We start from the raw sequence: 18,953 nt of genomic DNA, 5'->3' as shown, positions 1-18,953 counted from the left end.
GGCTTGTAGCCGGGCGTTTTGCACTGCGCCCTAGCGGCGTAAAGCGGGGAGGAAGTTCTGCCAACTTGTGGGTATCTTGCTGCGAAGTTGGGCGCTAAATGCATCCCGACGCTTTTGGTACATCAGGCCCAAACCAATGACCGCAAGGCCAATCAGGCTAAGGATGATCGGGAACAGCAGCGAGTCCGCAAAGACTTCATAGGATAAATGGCCGAGATAGGCGGCGACTCCAAGCCCGCCAAAGATCATGAACAGGCTACGCCGCAGTAGCACGGCAACGGCCATCAAACCGAGGTTGATCAGGCAATACAAGGCTTTGCCCAGCTCGCTGTTGCTGTCCATCAGGCTCAGGCCGCCCCAGAACGCCAACAAGCCTGCCAGATATCCCCAGAATGCATAGTCACGCTGGGTGCGGCCATCAATCCAAAGACTGCCCAGCAACACCAGCAGGCCAAACCATAGCGAGGTCCAGCGACGTTGCTCCCAGTTGAAGCTATCGCTGAACAGCAGTTCGGTCAGGTCCATCGACATAAACCACAGCGCCAGCGCAATCGGCATGACAATAAAGGGGAAGGGCAGCAGGCGTAGCATCAACAAGCCAACAACCAGGGTGCCGGCTTCCATCACCAGCCAACTGCCTTGTACATATCGGTAATAGGCGTCGTAGTTGCCCAGGCCGTCATCCTGCGGCCACCAGCCCATCAGGTGTTGCAGTGCAAATATCAACAGCGGTGTCATGCTGACGGCCACGGCCCCGAGCAAACCACCGGGAATTTGCTGGCCGCGTTGCCACATGCTGCGGCCACACAGGGTAAAGAACAGCATGTAGGCCGCACTGAATAGCAGCAGCGCGCCTTCGCCAATGTTCATCCAGGCTTCGGTCAGCAGCCAACCCATGGCCCCGATGATCAACATGGCGCCAAGGTAGTAGGCGACGTGTGCCAGTTGAAAACTGGCCCGTTCAGGATGTTGCTGCTGTAAAAAATTCAGCAATGCCGCGTCTTGGCCGGGGACAAGCACTCCAGCAGCGACGGCGTTGCGCAGATCGGCGGGCTCTAGTGTCAGGCGCATTTGGGACTCCATTTCCGCAATTTAATTGCTTCAAGACTAGCGCGAAGGGTGGTCAACGCGCAGCTTGTACACCATGACTCAAGCGACCATAGGTGCAATGACCGGCATCTGCCTGCGATTTTGATGGTCGTTTAATGGTGGGCGGTAAAAGCGTCACCCGCCCTACAGTTTGTATGACAACGCTGGGTTTGTTGCAGGCACAAAAAAGGCGAAGCTGTTGGGCTTCGCCTGTTTCAACTGTGCGGCCTAACCTTTGCGGGGCACCGGCTTGAGCAGTTCATCGGGTGGCATTTCACAAGAAATCTTGCGACCCAGTAGTTGCTCGATTGGCGGCAGCGCGTAGGCGTCATCTTCGCCGGCAAAGCTGATCGAAGTGCCATTGGTGCCAGCACGGCCTGTTCGGCCGATGCGGTGAACATAATCGTCCGGGTCTTCGGGCAAGGTGAAGTTGATCACGTGGCTGATGGCGTCAACGTGAATACCGCGGCCAGCCACATCGGTTGCCACCAGAACGCGGATTTTGCCTTCACGGAAGCCTTCAAGCACCTTGATCCGCTTGTGCTGCGGTACGTCTCCCGACATTTGCGCGGCACTGATGCCGTCGCGCGTCAGGCGCTCTTCAATTCGCCGTACCTCGTCCTTGCGGTTAGCGAAGACCATCACCCGAATCCAGTCGTTCTGCGCGATCAGGTTGTACAGCAACTTGTATTTATCGCTGCCGGCAACGGCATAAACGTGTTGCTCGACCGTATCACTGGCCACGCTTTCCGGCTCGATCTCGACAATCGCCGGATTGGTGGTCCATTGCTTGGCCAGGTTCATGACATCTTCAGTGAAGGTTGCCGAGAACAGCAGGGTTTGCCGCTCGCCTTTCATCGGGGTCTGGCGAATGATTTGCCGAACCTGTGGGATAAAGCCCATGTCGAGCATGCGGTCGGCTTCATCGAGCACCATCACTTCAACCATGTCGAGGTGAACTTCGCCGCGCTGATTGAAATCAAGCAGGCGCCCAGGCGTTGCCACGAGGATGTCGCAGTAGCGCGACTCCAGCAGTTTCAGTTGTTTATCGAAATCCATGCCGCCGACAAAACTCATGACATTGAGGTCACAGTATTTAGTCAGGTCCTGGGCATCCTTGGCGATCTGCACGACCAGCTCGCGGGTTGGAGCGATGATCAGCGCGCGTGGCTCGCCCATGTAGCGCTCTTTCGGCGGAGGGGTCTGCTGCAGCTGGGTGATGATCGAGATCAGGAATGCTGCGGTTTTACCTGTACCGGTCTGGGCGCGACCGATAGCATCCTGGCCGCTCAGGGTATAACCCAGAACCCCAGCCTGGATTGGCGTGCAGTACGGAAACCCAAGGTCGTGAATGGCATGCATCAGGCCTGGGGTGAGGTTGAAATCGTGAAAGCGTGTTTTGCCTTCAGCGGGCTCAACCACGAAATCGCTGAGTTTCCAGTTATCAACCGGTTTGGCGGCTCGCTCGCGGCGTGGCCTTGTCGCTTTAGAGGCGTCATTGCGGGCTGGCTTCGCACCAGTTGCGTCAGCCTTTGCTTTGCTTGAGTCACGGTTTTTATCGCGTGCTTTGCTGTTGCGGCCGGTGTTGACTGGTGCAGTATCAAGTGGCGCAGCTGGCTGGTTTACTGGGCTTGGCTGCTCGCCGTCGGCTTTGCCGAACATTTTCTTTAGTGCTTTGAGCACGGTCATCTCGTCAATTGGTTAAGGAGTGAACTGCGCCAGTGTAAAGCAAGAACACGGCGCGGCGAAGTGCCACAGCCGTTTGCTGTTGGCAAGCCGCCTATTCATGGGCGGATTGGCTTTAGGGATACTCCTAATAAGGGGAGCGAGCGAAGATAGGGCAGGGCAATAAATGCGAAAAAGCGACCGGGGTCGCGCTCGACTTAGTTGGTCTCAATGAGCATTTGATTTGCTTTGCTCACCCCTTTGGGGTCGCAGCAAGGGCGGCTCCAGTAAGGACTGCCCCAGCGAGGGCTGCCCCAGCAATATCGAGCGCAGTCGTTTTTAAGCCATGCCTTAGTGGCGCAGGCAGTTGCGGCCTTGCTGCTTGGCCTTATAGAGCGCGCTGTCGGCCCGGGTGAGCATGCTTTGCAAGGTGTCCTGGCTGCACATTGATGACAAGCCTATGGATACGGTAACGCCGGGCAGCGGGCCCATGGGGGAATAAAAGATCGAGACAGCCTGCAAGCTCAAACGCAGGCGTTCAGCGATGCGCAGTGCTTCGTCGATACCCATTTCAGGCAATAAAATGACGAACTCTTCGCCGCCATAGCGAACCAGGCTGTCCTTGTTTCGCAGTTGGTCGGTCAGTGTCTGCGCGACCATGCGTAGTGCATAGTCCCCCGCCAGGTGACCATGTTGGTCGTTGTAGTCCTTGAAGTGATCAACATCGAGCATCAGCAAGCTGAAAGGTTGCTCATTGAAGGCACAGCGCGTGGCTTCTCGTTCAAACACATGCTCCAGCCAGCGGCGGTTGAAGGTGCCGGTAAGGGTGTCGATATTGGCGTGTTGTTCACTGCTGAGGATGGTGCGGTTGCCCTGGCGAACCCGCTGGCACAGTAGTTCAAGCAGGTTCTGCATGAGCTGGGGGGAGTGCTGGAATAAATTGACCAGTGAAGCGCGATGCAGTCGTAGCACCCGGCTGGGCTGGCTGGCCATTACGAATGCACAGGGGTGGTCGTTGTCAATGAAGCTGATTTCGCCAGCACAGTCGCCGACATATAAAGTGCTCACTGGCTGGTTTTCGAGTGAGCCCAGGTAGACTTCGAGCTGGCCGCTGACGAGCACATATAGATATTGGTTGCGGGTTGTCGGCGACAGCAGGATTTCTCCGGCATCGATGTCGTAGGCCAGGAACTCTTTAAGCAATTGCTCGATATTGCTTAGCGCCACCTTGTCGAACAGGCGCAGCTTATCCAGATGCTGCGTCTCGGCTTGCCAGTGAGCTGGTTTCACTGGGGCCACCTGTAGGCGCAGGCCCATATAACCCAACACATCCCTAGCGCTCCCCGCGTGATGAGTCGATCTTGTCATTGCTATGGACAGATTAGCCAAGAACGCCTGATGTACCTTGCCAGCCGACCAGCGGCATGCTGCGCCAGCAAAGGGCTGGGCGCGCACTCACTGAATGGCTATACGGGCCGGCTGGCGATTGCCGAACTCAGGCTAAGCGGAATATTGACGGGGCCGCGCTCTAGGGCGCCCGGTTGCCCAATTGCGCGCTCAGCCAGCTAGCTATGTCATGGATTTGCTGAGGCAGCACTTCGTGTGCCATTGGGTATTCCTGCCATTTTGGGTCGCATCCTCTGCTTTTCAGCCAGTCATAGGCTGCGCGCCCCATGCTTGGCAGCACCACATCATCGTGGCTGCCGTGTTGGCAATAAACCGGCAATTGCTGTTTATCTTGCTCAAGGTCGAGGTCTTCAGCAAAGCCGGGAGCATAGGTCGAGAGCGCCAGCACCCCGCCGAGTGGCCCGGCCCAACGCATAAAGGCGGCGTGGTAAACCACTGCGCCACCCTGTGAAAAACCGGCCAGGAATATCCGCTTGGGGTCAATTCCACTGTCACGGGCCGCTTCTATCAAGGTTATGACCTGTTGTGCCGAGGCTTCCAGTTGCTCGCGGTTGATCGCTCGGGCCGGGCTCATTGCCAAAATGTCATACCAACTGGGCATTTCGAAGCCGCCGTTAATAGTCACGGCTCGCGTTGGTGCCTGGGGAAGCACGAAGCGAGTCGTGGGTAGAACCTGTTGCAATGCTTCGGCGACAGGCAGGAAGTCGTAGCGATCTGCGCCCAAACCGTGCAACCAGATTACGCACGAATCCGGTGCGTGTGTGGGCTGAAGAATCAAGGGTTCGCTCATGTTTGGCTCCATGGTGGTGCTTAGGCTCTAAATTGGTGCGAGCTAAACTTTAGATAGTGGCTATTCTCTGAATTAGATGTCGCAAGGTTGCAAGTTTTGCTATTGACCTGCCTTTATCGTGCTAGTGGCACGGTGCTGGTACGAGGTTTGCTACATCCAACCGGACTGGGGATGTTGTCCGGTGGCAGTAACACTTTTAGGTATTGTTGCCGGATGCAGAACAGACGGGAAGCCAATTTGATCCGGGTTTCCAAAAGGTTCGCCAGAAGCAGTTTTTTTGGTGATGAGCAAATTGCTATCCGTCTCACGTTCGATCTATCGATCAACGTGCGCAAGTTCAAAGCCGATTGAAAAAACGGCAACATAACTCGCGCTAATGCTCAATCCGTGGTTAATTGCGTCGCTGCCAACGTAATTGACTCACCCCACAAGGGTACGGTGGTAGGGCTGAGACTCCAACACAACAAAAGCAACTGGAGGTTTTTAATGAAGATGGTGAAATCCACTCTGGCTATTCTGACTACCGCGACTGTTCTCGGTGTCAGTGGCTTTGCTCAAGCGGGCGCAACGCTGGATGCTGTACAAAAAAAGGGGTTTGTACAGTGCGGTATCAGTGACGGCTTGCCTGGCTTCTCGTACGCAGATGCCAAGGGTAACTACCTGGGCCTCGACGTTGACGTCTGCCGTGCAGTTGCTGCAGCTGTTTTCGGTGACGCAACCAAAGTCAAATACAGCCCACTGACTGCTAAAGAGCGCTTCACTGCGCTGCAATCCGGCGAGGTTGATGTGCTTTCGCGTAACACCACCTGGACCAGCTCTCGTGACGCAGGCCTGGGCCTGAACTTCGCTGGCGTCAACTACTATGACGGCCAGGGTTTCCTGGTTAACAAGAAACTGGGCGTTTCCAGCGCCAAGGAACTCGATGGTGCAACCGTTTGTATCCAGGCCGGTACCACCACTGAGCTGAACCTGTCCGACTACTTCCGTGCCAACGGCATGAAGTACACCCCAATCACTTACGATACTTCTGACGAAAGCGCCAAGTCGGTTGAAGCTGGCCGTTGCGACGTGCTGACCTCTGACCAGTCGCAGCTGTACGCACAGCGTATCAAGCTGGCCGCTCCGGATGAGTATGTAGTGCTTCCGGAAGTCATCTCCAAAGAGCCTTTGGGTCCTGTGGTTCGCCAGGGTGACGAAGAGTGGTTCGACATCGTGCGTTGGTCACTGTTCGCCATGGTTAACGCCGAAGAGCTGGGCATCACTTCGAAAAACGTAGAAGAAATGGCTAAATCCACCAAGAACCCGGACATCGCTCGTCTGCTGGGTGCCGAGGGTGAGTTTGGTAAAGACCTGAAACTGCCGAAAGACTGGGCAGTGCAGATCGTCAAGCAAGTGGGTAACTACGGTGAAAGCTTTGACCGTAACGTCGGTGCCGGTAGCGATCTGAAGATCGAGCGCGGCCTCAACGCCCTGTGGAACAAAGGTGGTCTCCAGTACGCACCACCAGTGCGCTGACCGTCAGTGCCCACATCTGTTCTGGATGTGGGCATGGTTCTGATGATGTGAACCCCATGCCCGCTGATGCGGGTGTGGGTGTTCCAAGAGGGCTTATATGCAAACTAGTGCAAATGCCTCTCACCCCAAGGGCTCCGTCTGGACTGACCCCAAGGTGCGTGCGTGGATATTCCAAATTCTTGCCGTTATCGCTGTCGTGGCGCTCGGCTGGTTCTTGTTTGACAACACCCAGACCAATCTGGATAAACGCGGTATTACCTCCGGCTTTTCGTTCCTCAACAACAGCGCCGGCTTTGGTATCGCCCAACACCTGATCGAATATACGGAAAGCGATTCGTACGGCCGGGTCTTTGTCATCGGCTTGCTCAATACCCTGCTGGTATCGGGCATTGGTATCGTCGGTGCAACCTTGCTTGGCTTTATCCTGGGTATCGCCCGGCTGTCGCCCAACTGGCTGGTCAACAAGCTGGCGACCATCTATATCGAGACTTTCCGTAATATCCCACCACTGCTGCAGATTTTCTTCTGGTACTTCGCGGTCATGCTGGCCATGCCGAGCCCGAAGCAGAGCCTTGAATTTGGCAGCATGTTCTTTATCAACAACCGGGGCCTGTACCTGCCTTCGCCTTCGGCAACGGATGCATTTACCCCCTTCCTGATTGCCTTGGTCCTGACCATTGTGGCGATCGTCTTCATGGTTCGCTGGGGGCGTGCACGGTTTGAGAAAACCGGTCAGCCGTTTCCACTGCTGTTGACCTCGCTGGCAATGCTGCTGGTGATCCCGGGCTTGACCATCGTGTTGTGGGGTAACCCATTGTCGTGGCAGATCCCGGAACTCAAGGGTTTCAACTTCCGTGGCGGCTGGGTAATGATTCCCGAGCTGATTGCCTTGACCCTGGCACTGACGATCTACACCGCGGCCTTTATTGCTGAAATCGTCCGTTCGGGCATCCAGGCGGTAAACCATGGGCAGACCGAAGCGGCTCGCTCGCTGGGATTGCCAGCCGGGAAGATCCTGCGCCTGGTGGTTATTCCGCAGTCGCTGCGGGTGATCATTCCGCCGCTGACCAGTCAGTACCTCAACCTTGCGAAGAACTCGTCCCTGGCAGCCGGTATCGGCTATCCGGACATGGTCTCGCTGTTTGCCGGTACGGTCCTGAATCAGACAGGGCAGGCTATTGAGGTCATCGCCATCACCATGAGCGTGTACTTGGCGATCAGCATCAGCATTTCGCTGTTCATGAACTGGTACAACAAGCGCATTGCGCTGATCGAGCGGTAAGGAGCAGCCATGCAAACTCATACCTTCAAACCTGATTTACCACCTCCACGCCTGAGCGTCGGCGCGCTTGGCTGGCTGCGCAGCAACCTGTTCTCCAGCGTACCCAATACCCTGTTGACCATTGTTGCGGTGTACTTGATCTGGCTGATGATCCCGCCATTGCTAGATTGGGCGTTCTTCAGTGCTGACTGGGTCGGTACAACCCGCGCCGACTGCACCAGCGATGGCGCTTGTTGGGTGTTTATCCAGCAGCGTTTTGGCCAATTCATGTATGGCTTCTACCCAACCGAACTGCGTTGGCGCGTTGACTTGACGCTGTGGGCGGCGATTATCGGCGCAGCCCCCTTGTTCGTACCGCAAATGCCGCGCAAGGCCATGTATGGCCTGGGCTTCCTGGTGGTCTATCCAATCCTGGCCTACGTGCTGTTGCATGGCGGTCACTTCGGTTTGGAAACCGTGCCCACCAGCCGCTGGGGCGGTTTGATGCTGACCTTGGTGATTGCATCCGTGGGGATTGCTGGCGCTTTGCCGCTGGGGATCCTGCTGGCGCTTGGACGTCGTTCGGAAATGCCGGCCATCCGGGTTATCTGCGTGACCTTCATCGAGTTCTGGCGCGGCGTGCCCTTGATCACCGTGCTGTTTATGTCCTCGGTCATGTTGCCGTTGTTCCTGCCCGAAGGCATGAGCTTCGACAAGCTGATGCGTGCCTTGATCGGGGTGATCCTGTTCCAGTCGGCCTACATCGCGGAAGTGGTGCGGGGCGGCCTGCAGGCCATTCCAAAGGGGCAATACGAAGCGGCTGCGGCGATGGGGCTGGGATATTGGCGCATGATGGGCCTGGTGATTCTGCCGCAAGCGCTGAAGATGGTCATTCCCGGTATCGTCAACACCTTTATCGCCCTGTTCAAGGACACCAGCCTGGTCATCATCATTGGCCTGTTTGACCTGCTCAACAGCATCAAGCAAGCGACCACAGACCCGGCATGGCTTGGTATGTCGACAGAGGGCTACGTGTTTGCAGCTCTGGTTTACTGGATTTTCTGTTTTGGTATGTCCCGCTACTCCATGCATCTGGAGCGCAAGTTGGACACTGGCCACAAGCGTTAGGAGCGAGTCAGATGAGTGAAGCAATTAAAAAGCCTGAAGCTGTGGAAAGCATGATCCAGATGCAGGGCGTACATAAATGGTATGGCCAATTCCATGTGCTCAAAGACATCAACCTCGATGTCAAGTCGGGCGAGCGTATCGTCCTGTGCGGGCCTTCTGGCTCGGGCAAGTCGACGACCATTCGTTGCCTGAACCGCCTGGAAGAACACCAGCAAGGGCGTATCGTCGTTGATGGCACCGAGTTGACCCATGATCTCAAGCAGATTGAAGCGGTTCGCCGCGAAGTGGGCATGGTGTTCCAGCACTTCAACCTGTTTCCGCACCTGACCGTGCTGCAGAACTGCACCCTGGCGCCGATGTGGGTTCGCAAGATGCCCAAGCGTCAGGCAGAGGAAATCGCCATGCACTATCTAGAGCGTGTACGCATTCCGGAGCAGGCAAATAAGTTTCCCGGACAGTTGTCGGGCGGCCAGCAGCAGCGTGTGGCCATTGCCCGTGCCTTGTGCATGAAGCCAAAAATCATGCTGTTCGACGAACCTACCTCGGCCCTTGATCCGGAAATGGTCAAGGAAGTATTGGACACCATGATCGGCCTCGCCGAAGACGGCATGACCATGCTCTGCGTGACCCACGAAATGGGTTTCGCGCGTACGGTGGCCAACCGTGTGATCTTTATGGACAAGGGTGAGATCGTCGAACAGGCTGAACCCGACAAGTTCTTCACCAACCCGGAGAACGAGCGGACCCAGTTGTTCCTCAGCCAGATCCTGCACTGATCGTCAGTGCCTTGACAAGGGAGCCTTATGGCTCCCTTTTTTGTGGGGCGCGCGGCCAGTCGAGGCAAGGATTTATACATCGCTACTGCTCAATCTGCCCATGGGCATTAATACGGACTTCGGGCTAGTCTAATAAGAATCATGGAGACAATTACCCAATGAACCCTGCCAACGGCCGACTCATTCAAGATTTTTATACTGCTTTCCAGCAACTCGATGCCGAAGCCATGGCGAATTGCTACGCAAGTGATGTGCGCTTTAGCGACCCGGTATTTCCCGATTTGCGCGGCGAAGATGCCGTTGATATGTGGCGCATGCTGACTCAGCGCGCCACGGACTTCAGCTTGAGCTTCGATAATATCCAGGCCGACGAACAGCGGGGCAGTGCGCAGTGGGTGGCAACCTATGTGTTCAGCCCGACGGGTAACACCGTGGTCAATCGTATCAACGCCCATTTCAAGTTCGCCGATGGCAAGATAGTCGAACATCGTGACCAGTTTGACCTTTGGCGCTGGGCTGCCCAGGCCTTGGGCCTCAAGGGGCGACTACTGGGCTGGACACCCCTGGTGCACAAGGCTATTCGTGGCCAGGCAGCCAAGGGGCTGGCGCAGTTTCAGGCCGCGCGGACATAACGGCGCAACCTGAAGTTTTATGCGGCCAGGGGATAAAGTGGAACATAATGGACAGGTTTTCGGTCTGATATGCATTGGCCTGAACTGACAGGCCACCACGCTGTGAGAAACTTACTGCCATGAATAAAACCGCGCCACTGAGAGAACCGACCATGCAAGGATTGCTGTTGCGACTGGCTCAGGCCAAGGCTTGGGGTGTTCATGCAATGACCGCCAGCGGTGTGATCCTGGCACTGTTAGCCCTGCTCGCTGTGCTTGATGGTAATCCCCGGGCCTCGTTGCTCTGGCTTGGGCTGGCGCTGCTGGTTGATGGCCTCGACGGCACTTTGGCGCGCAAGTACGACGTTAAAACCGTGCTGCCGCAGTTTGATGGCACGACTCTCGACCTGGTCGTCGATTACCTGACCTATGTGTTTATCCCGGCGATTTTCATCTATCGCTTCGTCCCCTTGCCTGAGTACACCCCGCTGCTGGCTGTCGGCTTGATCCTGCTGTCGTCATTATTCTGTTTCTGCAACGTCAACATGAAGAGCCAGGACAATTACTTTGTTGGCTTCCCGGCGGCGTGGAACGTGGTTATCGTGTATTTGTATCTACTCGATGTCACGCCTTGGATGAGCGTAGCCTGCATCCTTGTGCTTTCGGCACTGACCCTGAGCACCATGAAGTTCCTGCACCCGTTCCGGGTCAAGGAGTTCATGCCAGTCAATATCACCATGACCCTGATCTGGATGCTCTGTTGCTTGCTGCTGATACTGCAGTATCCACAGGCGCCGGCCTGGTTGATGGCGTTATGGGCAGTGTCTTCGGTGTATTTCGTGGCGGTTTGCGTTTGGCGCACCTTACGTGAGTGGTTGCGCTGACAGATGACCGCAGTGCCTGATAAAACCTGGTCGGTGTATCTGGTCAGGGCGCAGAACGGCGCCCTGTATTGTGGTATCAGTGATGACCCCCAGCGACGTTTTGCCAAACACCAAAGTGGCAAAGGCGCGCGCTTTTTCTTTTCCAGCCCGGCTCAAGCATTGGTCTATACCGAGGCTTGCGCCGACAAGGGCGAGGCTTTGCGCCGCGAACGGGCGATAAAAAAACTCAACAAGGCGGCCAAGGAAAGCCTGGTCAAAGGCCATCAGGCCGTTATCGCCTTGGCTGATGCTGTGCTATCAACTTAAGCGAGTTGTGGCCTGGGTATTAGGCGCCTGGGCGTTCGGCGCGTAAGCTAGTGGTCTACCAATAATCAGGAATCTTCTGAAAAGATCGCGAGCGATGATCGGGGCATGCGCAACGGCCAACGGGAGTAGCAGCCTAAGGCGGCCCGATGGGCGAGCGCCAGCGAGTAAAAAATGCGAAAAAGCGACCGAGTTCGCGCTCGGCTCTAGTGGTCTAAATGAGTATTTGTTTCGCCTTGCTCGCCCATTTGGAGTCGCAGCAAGGACTTCCACTAAAATGCGTTCAGCCTAAAGGCTGTGAGCCATTTTTTAACGCGGCATGGGCTGTCCCAGTAGTATCGAACGCAGTCGTTTTTCAGAAATTCCTCAGCGGAGACCACCATGCACGAGTTGATCCTGCACCACTACCCTACATCGCCATTCGCCGAAAAAGCGCGCTTGATGCTGGGCTTCAAGCAGCTCTCCTGGCGTTCGGTGATGATACCTCCGATTATGCCGAAACCTGATTTGACCGCGCTGACTGGCGGTTATCGCAAGACGCCGGTGCTACAGGTTGGTGCTGATATTTATTGCGACACGGCGCTTATCGCGCGTCGTCTCGAGGCTGAAAAGGCCACGCCTGCGTTATTCCCGCAAGGGGCAGAATTCACTGCCAGCAGTTTTGCCCAGTGGGCTGACTCCGTGGTGTTCCTGCATGCCGTGAGCCTGGTGTTCCAGCCCGAGTCGATTGCCGCGCGTTTCGGCAAGCTGCCACCCGAATTTCTCAAGGCATTTGTGGCCGACCGCTCGACCCTGTTTGATGGTGGCCTGGCTACGCGCTTGCCAGCCCAGCAGGCCGCTCACCAGTGGCCTGCACTGATGCAGCGTTTGCAGCAGCAGTTGGCGAGTAGCGAGGGGGATTTCCTGTTCGGCGAAGCCTGTATCGCAGACTTCTCGATGGCGCATCCTCTGTGGTTCTTGCGTGGCACGCCCGTGACCTCGCCCCTGGTGGATGATTACCCGGACGTCGCCGCATGGCTGGGCCGTGTACTTGGCATGGGCCATGGCTCGTTGAGCGAAATGAAGAGCGAAGATGCGATTAGCGTCGCTCGCGATGCGACCCCAGCTGCGCTGCCGGATGAAGACTTTGTTGATCCAAACGGCTTCAAGCCGGGCCAGCAGGTTAGCATCAGCGCCGTTGACTACGGGGTTGATCCTGTCGAAGGTGAACTGCTGTTCTGTGGCCGTGAAGAACTGATCCTGCGCCGCGAAGACCCGCGTGCGGGCACTGTTCACGTTCACTTTCCGCGCCTGGGGTTCAAGATCAACGCTGCATAACCAGGACAAGCTTGGCGTACTTGGAGGTAGGGCGGACAACGCTTTTCTGTCCGCCATTTTCGAACCCTACCGGCGCTTGAGCTGATCGGTCAGCTGGGTCGGCAGGTTGCGGATAATCAGCGTGTCCTGCTCCTCGTTATATTCAACCTTCGAGCCCAGCAGGTGCGCCTCGAAGCTGATCGACAAGCCTTCAGCGCGGCCGGTAAAACGCCGGAATTGGCTGAGGGTGCGTTTGTCTGCCGGAATTTCAGGTGACAGGCCGTAGTCCTTATTGCGAATGTGGTCATAGAAGGCTTTGGGACGCTCTTCATCGATCAGGCCGGACAGCGCTTCAAGGGTCATGGGTTCGCCGATCTTGGCCTGGCTGGTAGCATAATCAACCAGGGTATCGGTCTTTGAACGCGCCTGCTCCTCTGGCAGATCCTCGCTTTCGACGAAATCGCTGAAAGCCTTGAGCAGCGTGCGCGTTTCGCTGGGTGAATCGACCCCTTCCTGGCAGCCAATAAAGTCACGGAAGTACTCCGAAACCTTCTTGCCATTCTTGCCTTTGATAAACGAGATGTATTGCTTGGAGTTGGCGTTGTTGCGCCATTCGGAGATGTTGATCCGTGCGGCCAGATGCAGTTGCCCAAGGTCAAGGTGCTTGGCTGGCGTGACATCCAGCTCGTCATTTACCGCAACGCCTTCACTGTGGTGGAGCAGGGCAATGGCCAGGTAGTCGGTCATGCCTTGCTGGTAATGGGCGAACAATACGTGGCCACCGACTGACAGGTTTGATTCTTCCATCAGTTTTTGCAGGTGCTCGACCGCCTTGCGGGTAAAGCCGGTGAAGTCCTGGCTGTCGTCCAGGTATTCCTTGAGCCAACCGCTGAAGGGAAACGCTCCGGACTCCTCGTGGAAAAAACCCCAGGCCTTGCCTTGCTTGGCGTTATAGCTGTCGTTGAGATCGGCCAGCATATTCTCGATCGCTTGCGAGGCGCCCAGCTCGGTTTCACGGGCATGGAGAATGGCGGGCGTGCCATCAGGTTTTTTGTCGATCAGGTGGACGATGCTATGGCGGATCGGCATGAGTATTCTCTTGAAAATCAAATACGGGGTAGCGGGGCTGTGACCTGGCCAGCAGCCCTCGCGAATGAACGGTAGTTTACCTGATTAACCGGCTGACTCCTCGCTCTGCTGGCGACGCTTTTGCAGGGTTTGCAGGCGCTCGATTACATAGCGCAGATGTACGTGCAGGTCATAGAGTTCGTTGGAGTAAGACAGCGGTACATCAACGCTGGCCAGCTCGTCCTGCAGTTGATCAAGGCGCTCGATTTCGGCGTCCAAATGCTCAGGCAAACTGCCTTTATCCAACTGTCGGTCGATTTCACGCAGGTATTTGTACCAGCGGTAGATCCGTGCCCGGATTCGCCAGCGGTAAAGCGGGCCCACTGCCTTGAACAACGGAAAGAGCACGACCAGCAATGGAATCAGCAGGATAATATAGCGATCAGCCAGCGAGGCGACGCGGAAGGGTAAATAGCGTTGCAGCAGTGGCAAACCGTTTTTGTAGTAATGTTCAGCATCGCTGGAAAGTTTGAATGTCTGTGGCTCAGCGCTCGGGAATTGGCCGGCCTTATCCAGCAAGGTCCCGCTTTTCATCACTTCGCGGCTGGCCTCGAGAAACAAGGCAACCAAGCCTGGGTTGAAGTCATCATTGACCACCAATGTCGCAACTGGCGACAGGGTTACCACTTCGCGTGATGGCGCGTTATTGGCCAGGTTGAGCAGGCCTTCGCCCACGGTCAGGCGGTTGAAGAAGGGCAGGCGCGCTTCATAGGCATCAGCCCGGCGAAAGTTGGCAAGGGCAATATCTGGGGCCGCCGCCAGCTTTTGCACGTTATCGTTTTCTGCCGGGCCAACCAAGAAGACGGCATCCAGATCATCATCAAGCAGCGCTTCTGCGGCTTTGCTGCCACTGATGTTTTGCCAGGTCTGGGGATACTGCTCAGGGCGGATGGCGTTGGCTGTAAGGATCGCCTCGGTCGCCGCTTGCGTACCGCTGCCCTGGCTGCCAAGCGCCAGGCGCAGAGGTAGCAGGTCTGCGATACGATCAAGATTGATGTCACTGCGATAAAACAACCAAAGCGGTTCGTGATAAACCGCGCCCAGCGTTTGCAGTTGCTCGCGTTGTTCAGGCGCAAGTTGTCGTTCCAGACCACTTTGCACCAGCGCGATCTGTACGCCTGAGTCTTCATCCAGTAGCTTTTCGATATTATCCCGCGAGCCGTTGCTGGGCATTAGCTTCAGTTCAAAGCCTTCTTTTGCCAGCTCATCCTTGAGGCGCTCGGCAAATATCCGGTAAGCCCCGCCTTCGGCGCCTGTGGCCATGGTCGCGCTTAGCGGCGGCGGTGGGGACACGAAGTAAAACACCGCCCCGACCAATAGCCCCAATACCGGCACCACCCAGAAATTGGCCAAAATCATTATTTTCAGGTCATTCAAAAAGCGGGGCATGGTGCGTCCTTATAAAAGATCCTCTATCAGGATAGAGCCTAGCGGCGCTCAGGGCTAAATATGAGTGGGTGAATTTAGCAAATGCGCTGTTCTGAATAACGGCTGTTGCGGTGGTTGAGGCCGAGCATAAGGCGGGAAACTGCTATAAGGTAAAAGCGCGTGTGGCTGTGCTTATTGCAAGCACAGCTACAACGTGCCCTATGAACACCGTGGATTCGGTGCCTGATCTGGAGATGAATATGTCGAATGAAGGTTATCACGAGCCCATCGGCGAACTGTCCGATGAAACCCGCGATATGCATCGTGCGATTACTTCACTGATGGAGGAGCTTGAAGCGGTTGACTGGTACAACCAGCGGGTCGATGCCTGCAAGGATGATGAACTCAGGGCCATCCTGATTCATAACCGTGACGAAGAAAAGGAGCATGCGGCCATGGTGCTTGAATGGATCCGGCGCCGCGACCCCGTGCTCAATGATGAGCTCAAGGATTACCTGTTCACCACTAAGACCATCGCTCATAAATAAGCCCGTCTGAGTCTTCACGCCAAGGCCGTCATGGTGGCGACCTTGGTGGATCAGCCAGCCTCTGTCATGGGTGAATCATGGCTTTTTTTGCAGCCAGTCCAAGCCGCCAGCTGTTTAGTTTGTCTATCACCAGCAGCATGGCCAGCAAGCCGACCGCGTAGCCGGCATCGATGCCGAGAAACGCCAGCACTATTGTGCAAAGTACTGCGCTGAAGCCTGCGAGCCAACGCCAGATGCCCTTGAGCAACAGCCAGCCTGCCGCCATGCTCAACAGGTAGATAAGGATAAAGTTACCGTTGGCGTAGCGGATAAGCTGGTCTATCGAAATTGACAGGCTCCATGCCAACGTAGCGCAAATGGCGCAGACCAGGACCACCAAGAGCAAGGCACGACTGGGTACGCCGTGGCTATTGCGCTGGGCCAGACCGGCCGGCAGTTTTTGCTCGTCAGCCAGGCTCCAGATCAGCCGTGAAAAACCCTGGATATAGACATTCATCGAGGCGAAACAGGCCAGGTAACCGATGATGGCGCTGATCCAGCGGGCCTTGTCACCTGCCAGTAGATCAAGCATGCGAGGCAGTGAGCTGGCATCGGTATTGACGTTGCCATACACCTCGAAGCTCAGCACCGCGACCGAGCAGGCCCAATAGATCAGCCCCGCCAGCAAGACCCCAAGCAGCAGGGCGATTGGAAAGTCGCGCTGCGGGTTCTTGAATTCTTCCCCCATGTGGGTAAAGGCCTCGATGCCGACAAAGCACCAGAACATCACGCCAAGCGCGACGGGTATCAAGCTCCAGTCGCTGTTTTGTGGCAGCAGCGGCTGGCTGCTGCGCGGCAAGTCGCCGGCCCACCAGATATAGCCAATGGTCAGGATAATGGCCATGGCGATCAGGCTTTGGATCATGCCCGAGGCTTTTGCCGGGCGTTGGCCGAGCAGCAGGATCAGGCCTAGCGTGCCGAGCTGGACCATCAACAACTGGCTGCTATCAAGGTCGAACAATGCTTGCCAGAAGCCGCTGGCAATATTCAGTGCGGCCGGCAAGCCCACGGGTAAAACCGCCAGGAACAGCAAGGCACTGACGCGCTCCATGCGCGCACCAAATGCCCGGCCAATCAAGTGCGGCGCACCGCCTGCATGGGGGAAGTGACGCCCGAGCTGGGCGAAGGTAAAGGCCACCGGTAAAACCAGCACAATCAGTATCAACCATGCCCAAAGCGATGCCTGCCCGGCACTGGTCGCGGCCAGCGCAGGGATAATGAATATTCCCGTTCCCAGCAGTGACGTACTGAGTAATCCGATACCTTGTAGCAGGCTTAGTTCTTGGTTTAGGCGGCTCATGCGTTATGCTCTGGTGGCGAATCATCGGGCGCTGGCGCGGCATGCTAACAGGTGCTGTCTAGAGCCGCTTGGAGGCGCCTTAATAATAAATTGGCGGGCCGCGTTAAGCTTCGCTCGAAATGGCGGTAGTTGCCGTCAAAGTGGCGGAAATAGTCGTCAACCTGTATGCCTGGGATGTTTGAAGTGGACAAATTTGATCAACAGATCATTTCGCTGTTGCGCGCAGATGCGCGTTTATCCGTCAGCCAGATAGCGCGGGAGATAAACCTTTCGCGCTCAGCGGTGAGTGAACGTATCCGCCAACTCGAAAACAACGGCACTATCCTCGGCTATCACGCACGCTTGGCCGAACCGAGCGCCGTGGCGGTCAAGGCCTATCTCGAGCTGTTCTACAGCGGCGGGCGTTGCGTGAACTACGCTGAGCGCATGCGCGTCTTCAGTGAAGTGCGCCGATGCAGTGGTATCAGCGGGGAAACCGACATGCTGGTGTATATCGAAGCACCGAGCATGGAGCGATTCAGCGAAATACGCGGTGAAATCGAAAACTACCCAGGCATGCAAAAAGTTAAAACCCACGTAATAGTCAAAGACTGGGTGATGAGCTGAGCATGCGTATTTTGCACACATCCGACTGGCACCTTGGCCAGCACTTCATGGGCAAGACCCGCCAGTTTGAGCATCAGCAGTTTTGCTCCTGGTTGATAGAGCAAGTGCAGGAGCATCAGGTCGATGCGCTGATTATCGCCGGTGACATCTTTGATACCGGGGCGCCGCCGAGTTACGCCCGCGAGCAATACAACCGCTTTATCGTCGAGTTGCGCAGCACCCGCTGCCAGTTGGTGGTGCTGGGCGGTAACCATGATTCAGTGGCGATGCTGGGTGAGAGCAAAACCTTGCTCGAGCAGCTCGATACAAGGGTCATTCCCGGTGTGTGCACAAACATCGCCGATCAACTGCTGGTGCTGAACCAGCGCGATGGCACGCCAGGCGCGCTGCTTTGTGGAATCCCGTTTATCCGTCCGCGAGATGTGCAGCAAAGCCAGGCAGGGCAAAGTGCCGCTGAAAAGCAGTTGTCGCTGCAACAGGCTATTGCCGCTCATTACCAGGCGCTGTTTGATTTGGCTCAGGCCAGGCAGGCAGAACTGGGCGCCAAGGTGCCCATTATTGCCACGGGTCACTTGACCACGGTCGGCGCCAGCGCCAGCGAGTCGGTGCGTGAGATATACGTAGGTGCGCTTGAGGCATTTCCAACCAATGCGTTTCCAGCGGCAGACTACATCGCCCTTGGGCACATCCACCGGCCGCAGAAAGTCGCCGGGCTTGAGCATATCCGCTATTGCGGCTCGCCAATTGCGTTGAGCTTCGATGAAGCCCGGCAACAAAAGGAAGTTCTGCTGGTCGAGCTTGATGGCAACGGCCTACAGCAGGTCACGGCGCTGGCGGTGCCTCGCGTACAGCCATTGTTGTCGCTGCGAGGATCGCTCAAGGAGCTGCAAGCAGCCATTATCGATGCGGCAAAGCAAGGCTCCAGCGAGCGCCCTGTTTGGCTGGAGATCCAGGTCAGCACCGATGACTACCTGAGCGACCTGCAAACGCGGATCGCTACGCTTTGTGAGGGCTTGCCGGTTGAGGTGCTGCGCATCCGCCGTGAACGCGGCGCTACCACTGCCAGTTTATTCAGCGAGTCCAAGGAGACCCTCGATGAACTCAGTCCGGAGCAGGTCTTCGCCCAGCGCCTGGGCAGCGAGACATTGGACAAGTCAGAGCAGCTCAGGTTGACCGAGTTGTATCGTCAAACCCTGGAGCAATTGCAGGGGAAATAGAACGGCTGGTTGTTGTAGAGGT

Annotated in this window: 18 protein-coding genes; 11 read left to right on the top strand and 7 right to left on the bottom strand. The window is 56.4% G+C overall.

Annotated features, from left to right (window positions below):
- Nucleotides 1–30: 30 nt before the first annotated feature.
- From CHB79_RS07410 to CHB79_RS07395, 4 genes are all read right to left on the bottom strand, one after another.
- Nucleotides 31–1,071 carry a DUF2157 domain-containing protein gene (locus tag CHB79_RS07410; protein WP_089359425.1) on the bottom strand — a complete coding sequence of 347 codons (1,041 nt, stop codon included), beginning with the start codon at nucleotides 1,069–1,071 and terminating at the stop codon, nucleotides 31–33.
- 246 nt (nucleotides 1,072–1,317) lie between these two features.
- Complete coding sequence (gene rhlB, locus CHB79_RS07405; protein WP_089359938.1) at nucleotides 1,318–2,772, bottom strand: ATP-dependent RNA helicase RhlB; 1,455 nt, start codon at nucleotides 2,770–2,772, stop codon at nucleotides 1,318–1,320.
- 333 nt (nucleotides 2,773–3,105) lie between these two features.
- Nucleotides 3,106–4,044, bottom strand: coding sequence for a GGDEF domain-containing protein (locus CHB79_RS07400; RefSeq protein WP_089359937.1), 939 nt, complete (start codon nucleotides 4,042–4,044; stop codon nucleotides 3,106–3,108).
- 238 nt (nucleotides 4,045–4,282) lie between these two features.
- On the bottom strand, nucleotides 4,283–4,951 hold the full coding sequence (locus tag CHB79_RS07395) for an alpha/beta hydrolase (RefSeq protein ID WP_010486604.1): 669 nt from the start codon (nucleotides 4,949–4,951) through the stop codon (nucleotides 4,283–4,285).
- Between the two features lie 486 nt (nucleotides 4,952–5,437).
- Here CHB79_RS07395 and CHB79_RS07390 point away from each other — a divergent pair, with 486 nt between their 5' ends.
- The 8 genes from CHB79_RS07390 to CHB79_RS07355 all read left to right on the top strand — a co-directional run bounded on the left by CHB79_RS07390 (nucleotide 5,438) and on the right by CHB79_RS07355 (nucleotide 12,746).
- On the top strand, nucleotides 5,438–6,466 hold the full coding sequence (locus CHB79_RS07390; RefSeq protein WP_010486606.1) for an amino acid ABC transporter substrate-binding protein: 1,029 nt from the start codon (nucleotides 5,438–5,440) through the stop codon (nucleotides 6,464–6,466).
- 97 nt (nucleotides 6,467–6,563) lie between these two features.
- On the top strand, nucleotides 6,564–7,748 hold the full coding sequence (locus CHB79_RS07385) for an amino acid ABC transporter permease (protein ID WP_089359424.1): 1,185 nt from the start codon (nucleotides 6,564–6,566) through the stop codon (nucleotides 7,746–7,748).
- A gap of 9 nt (nucleotides 7,749–7,757) precedes the next feature.
- Nucleotides 7,758–8,855 carry an amino acid ABC transporter permease gene (locus tag CHB79_RS07380; protein ID WP_089359423.1) on the top strand — a complete coding sequence of 366 codons (1,098 nt, stop codon included), beginning with the start codon at nucleotides 7,758–7,760 and terminating at the stop codon, nucleotides 8,853–8,855.
- 11 nt (nucleotides 8,856–8,866) lie between these two features.
- The gene (locus tag CHB79_RS07375) at nucleotides 8,867–9,631 is read left to right on the top strand and encodes an amino acid ABC transporter ATP-binding protein (RefSeq protein ID WP_010486610.1); all 765 of its coding nucleotides are present in this window, start codon (nucleotides 8,867–8,869) and stop codon (nucleotides 9,629–9,631) included.
- A 158-nt stretch (nucleotides 9,632–9,789) separates the two neighbouring features.
- Nucleotides 9,790–10,263, top strand: a complete 474-nt coding sequence (locus CHB79_RS07370; protein WP_010486612.1) for a nuclear transport factor 2 family protein — start codon at nucleotides 9,790–9,792, stop codon at nucleotides 10,261–10,263.
- A 152-nt stretch (nucleotides 10,264–10,415) separates the two neighbouring features.
- Entirely contained in the window at nucleotides 10,416–11,126 is a 711-nt protein-coding gene (pcsA, locus tag CHB79_RS07365) for a phosphatidylcholine synthase (RefSeq protein WP_029529482.1), read from the top strand.
- 3 nt (nucleotides 11,127–11,129) lie between these two features.
- Nucleotides 11,130–11,432, top strand: a complete 303-nt coding sequence (locus CHB79_RS07360; RefSeq protein WP_010486616.1) for a GIY-YIG nuclease family protein — start codon at nucleotides 11,130–11,132, stop codon at nucleotides 11,430–11,432.
- Nucleotides 11,433–11,810: 378 nt separating this feature from the next.
- Nucleotides 11,811–12,746, top strand: coding sequence for a glutathione S-transferase family protein (locus CHB79_RS07355; RefSeq protein ID WP_010486617.1), 936 nt, complete (start codon nucleotides 11,811–11,813; stop codon nucleotides 12,744–12,746).
- A 66-nt stretch (nucleotides 12,747–12,812) separates the two neighbouring features.
- On the opposite strand, the gene yejK is transcribed toward CHB79_RS07355, so the two are convergent.
- Both yejK and CHB79_RS07345 read right to left on the bottom strand, forming a co-directional pair.
- The gene (gene yejK, locus CHB79_RS07350; protein WP_010486620.1) at nucleotides 12,813–13,814 is read right to left on the bottom strand and encodes a nucleoid-associated protein YejK; all 1,002 of its coding nucleotides are present in this window, start codon (nucleotides 13,812–13,814) and stop codon (nucleotides 12,813–12,815) included.
- An 84-nt stretch (nucleotides 13,815–13,898) separates the two neighbouring features.
- Nucleotides 13,899–15,242 carry a TAXI family TRAP transporter solute-binding subunit gene (locus CHB79_RS07345; RefSeq protein WP_089359422.1) on the bottom strand — a complete coding sequence of 448 codons (1,344 nt, stop codon included), beginning with the start codon at nucleotides 15,240–15,242 and terminating at the stop codon, nucleotides 13,899–13,901.
- A 239-nt stretch (nucleotides 15,243–15,481) separates the two neighbouring features.
- Here CHB79_RS07345 and CHB79_RS07340 point away from each other — a divergent pair, with 239 nt between their 5' ends.
- The gene (locus tag CHB79_RS07340; RefSeq protein WP_010486623.1) at nucleotides 15,482–15,769 is read left to right on the top strand and encodes an encapsulin-associated ferritin-like protein; all 288 of its coding nucleotides are present in this window, start codon (nucleotides 15,482–15,484) and stop codon (nucleotides 15,767–15,769) included.
- Between the two features lie 64 nt (nucleotides 15,770–15,833).
- Here the strand turns inward: CHB79_RS07340 and yjeH are convergent, their stop codons facing one another.
- Entirely contained in the window at nucleotides 15,834–17,108 is a 1,275-nt protein-coding gene (gene yjeH / locus CHB79_RS07335; protein ID WP_089359421.1) for an L-methionine/branched-chain amino acid transporter, read from the bottom strand.
- A 183-nt stretch (nucleotides 17,109–17,291) separates the two neighbouring features.
- Here yjeH and CHB79_RS07330 point away from each other — a divergent pair, with 183 nt between their 5' ends.
- The gene (locus tag CHB79_RS07330) at nucleotides 17,292–17,714 is read left to right on the top strand and encodes an Lrp/AsnC family transcriptional regulator (protein ID WP_089359936.1); all 423 of its coding nucleotides are present in this window, start codon (nucleotides 17,292–17,294) and stop codon (nucleotides 17,712–17,714) included.
- 2 nt (nucleotides 17,715–17,716) lie between these two features.
- On the top strand, nucleotides 17,717–18,931 hold the full coding sequence (gene sbcD / locus CHB79_RS07325; RefSeq protein ID WP_089359420.1) for an exonuclease subunit SbcD: 1,215 nt from the start codon (nucleotides 17,717–17,719) through the stop codon (nucleotides 18,929–18,931).
- Nucleotides 18,932–18,953 lie beyond the last annotated feature (22 nt).

The sequence above is a fragment of the Pseudomonas segetis genome (assembly GCF_900188155.1).
Lineage (GTDB): Bacteria > Pseudomonadota > Gammaproteobacteria > Pseudomonadales > Pseudomonadaceae > Aquipseudomonas > Aquipseudomonas segetis.
Note: the sequence above shows the minus strand (reverse complement) of the source record. Positions and strands in the feature narration are given on the sequence as shown.

Excerpts from the sequence above, each read along its gene's own strand:
- CHB79_RS07410 (WP_089359425.1), bottom strand. The coding sequence starts at position 1,071 with ATGCGCCTGACACTAGAGCCCGCCGATCTGCGCAACGCCGTCGCTGCT.
- CHB79_RS07395 (WP_010486604.1), bottom strand. The coding sequence starts at position 4,951 with ATGAGCGAACCCTTGATTCTTCAGCCCACACACGCACCGGATTCGTGC.
- CHB79_RS07390 (WP_010486606.1), top strand. The coding sequence starts at position 5,438 with ATGAAGATGGTGAAATCCACTCTGGCTATTCTGACTACCGCGACTGTT.
- CHB79_RS07385 (WP_089359424.1), top strand. The coding sequence starts at position 6,564 with ATGCAAACTAGTGCAAATGCCTCTCACCCCAAGGGCTCCGTCTGGACT.
- CHB79_RS07380 (WP_089359423.1), top strand. The coding sequence starts at position 7,758 with ATGCAAACTCATACCTTCAAACCTGATTTACCACCTCCACGCCTGAGC.
- CHB79_RS07375 (WP_010486610.1), top strand. The coding sequence starts at position 8,867 with ATGAGTGAAGCAATTAAAAAGCCTGAAGCTGTGGAAAGCATGATCCAG.
- CHB79_RS07370 (WP_010486612.1), top strand. The coding sequence starts at position 9,790 with ATGAACCCTGCCAACGGCCGACTCATTCAAGATTTTTATACTGCTTTC.
- pcsA (WP_029529482.1), top strand. The coding sequence starts at position 10,416 with ATGCAAGGATTGCTGTTGCGACTGGCTCAGGCCAAGGCTTGGGGTGTT.
- CHB79_RS07360 (WP_010486616.1), top strand. The coding sequence starts at position 11,130 with ATGACCGCAGTGCCTGATAAAACCTGGTCGGTGTATCTGGTCAGGGCG.
- CHB79_RS07355 (WP_010486617.1), top strand. The coding sequence starts at position 11,811 with ATGCACGAGTTGATCCTGCACCACTACCCTACATCGCCATTCGCCGAA.
- yejK (WP_010486620.1), bottom strand. The coding sequence starts at position 13,814 with ATGCCGATCCGCCATAGCATCGTCCACCTGATCGACAAAAAACCTGAT.
- CHB79_RS07345 (WP_089359422.1), bottom strand. The coding sequence starts at position 15,242 with ATGCCCCGCTTTTTGAATGACCTGAAAATAATGATTTTGGCCAATTTC.
- CHB79_RS07340 (WP_010486623.1), top strand. The coding sequence starts at position 15,482 with ATGTCGAATGAAGGTTATCACGAGCCCATCGGCGAACTGTCCGATGAA.
- yjeH (WP_089359421.1), bottom strand. The coding sequence starts at position 17,108 with ATGAGCCGCCTAAACCAAGAACTAAGCCTGCTACAAGGTATCGGATTA.
- sbcD (WP_089359420.1), top strand. The coding sequence starts at position 17,717 with ATGCGTATTTTGCACACATCCGACTGGCACCTTGGCCAGCACTTCATG.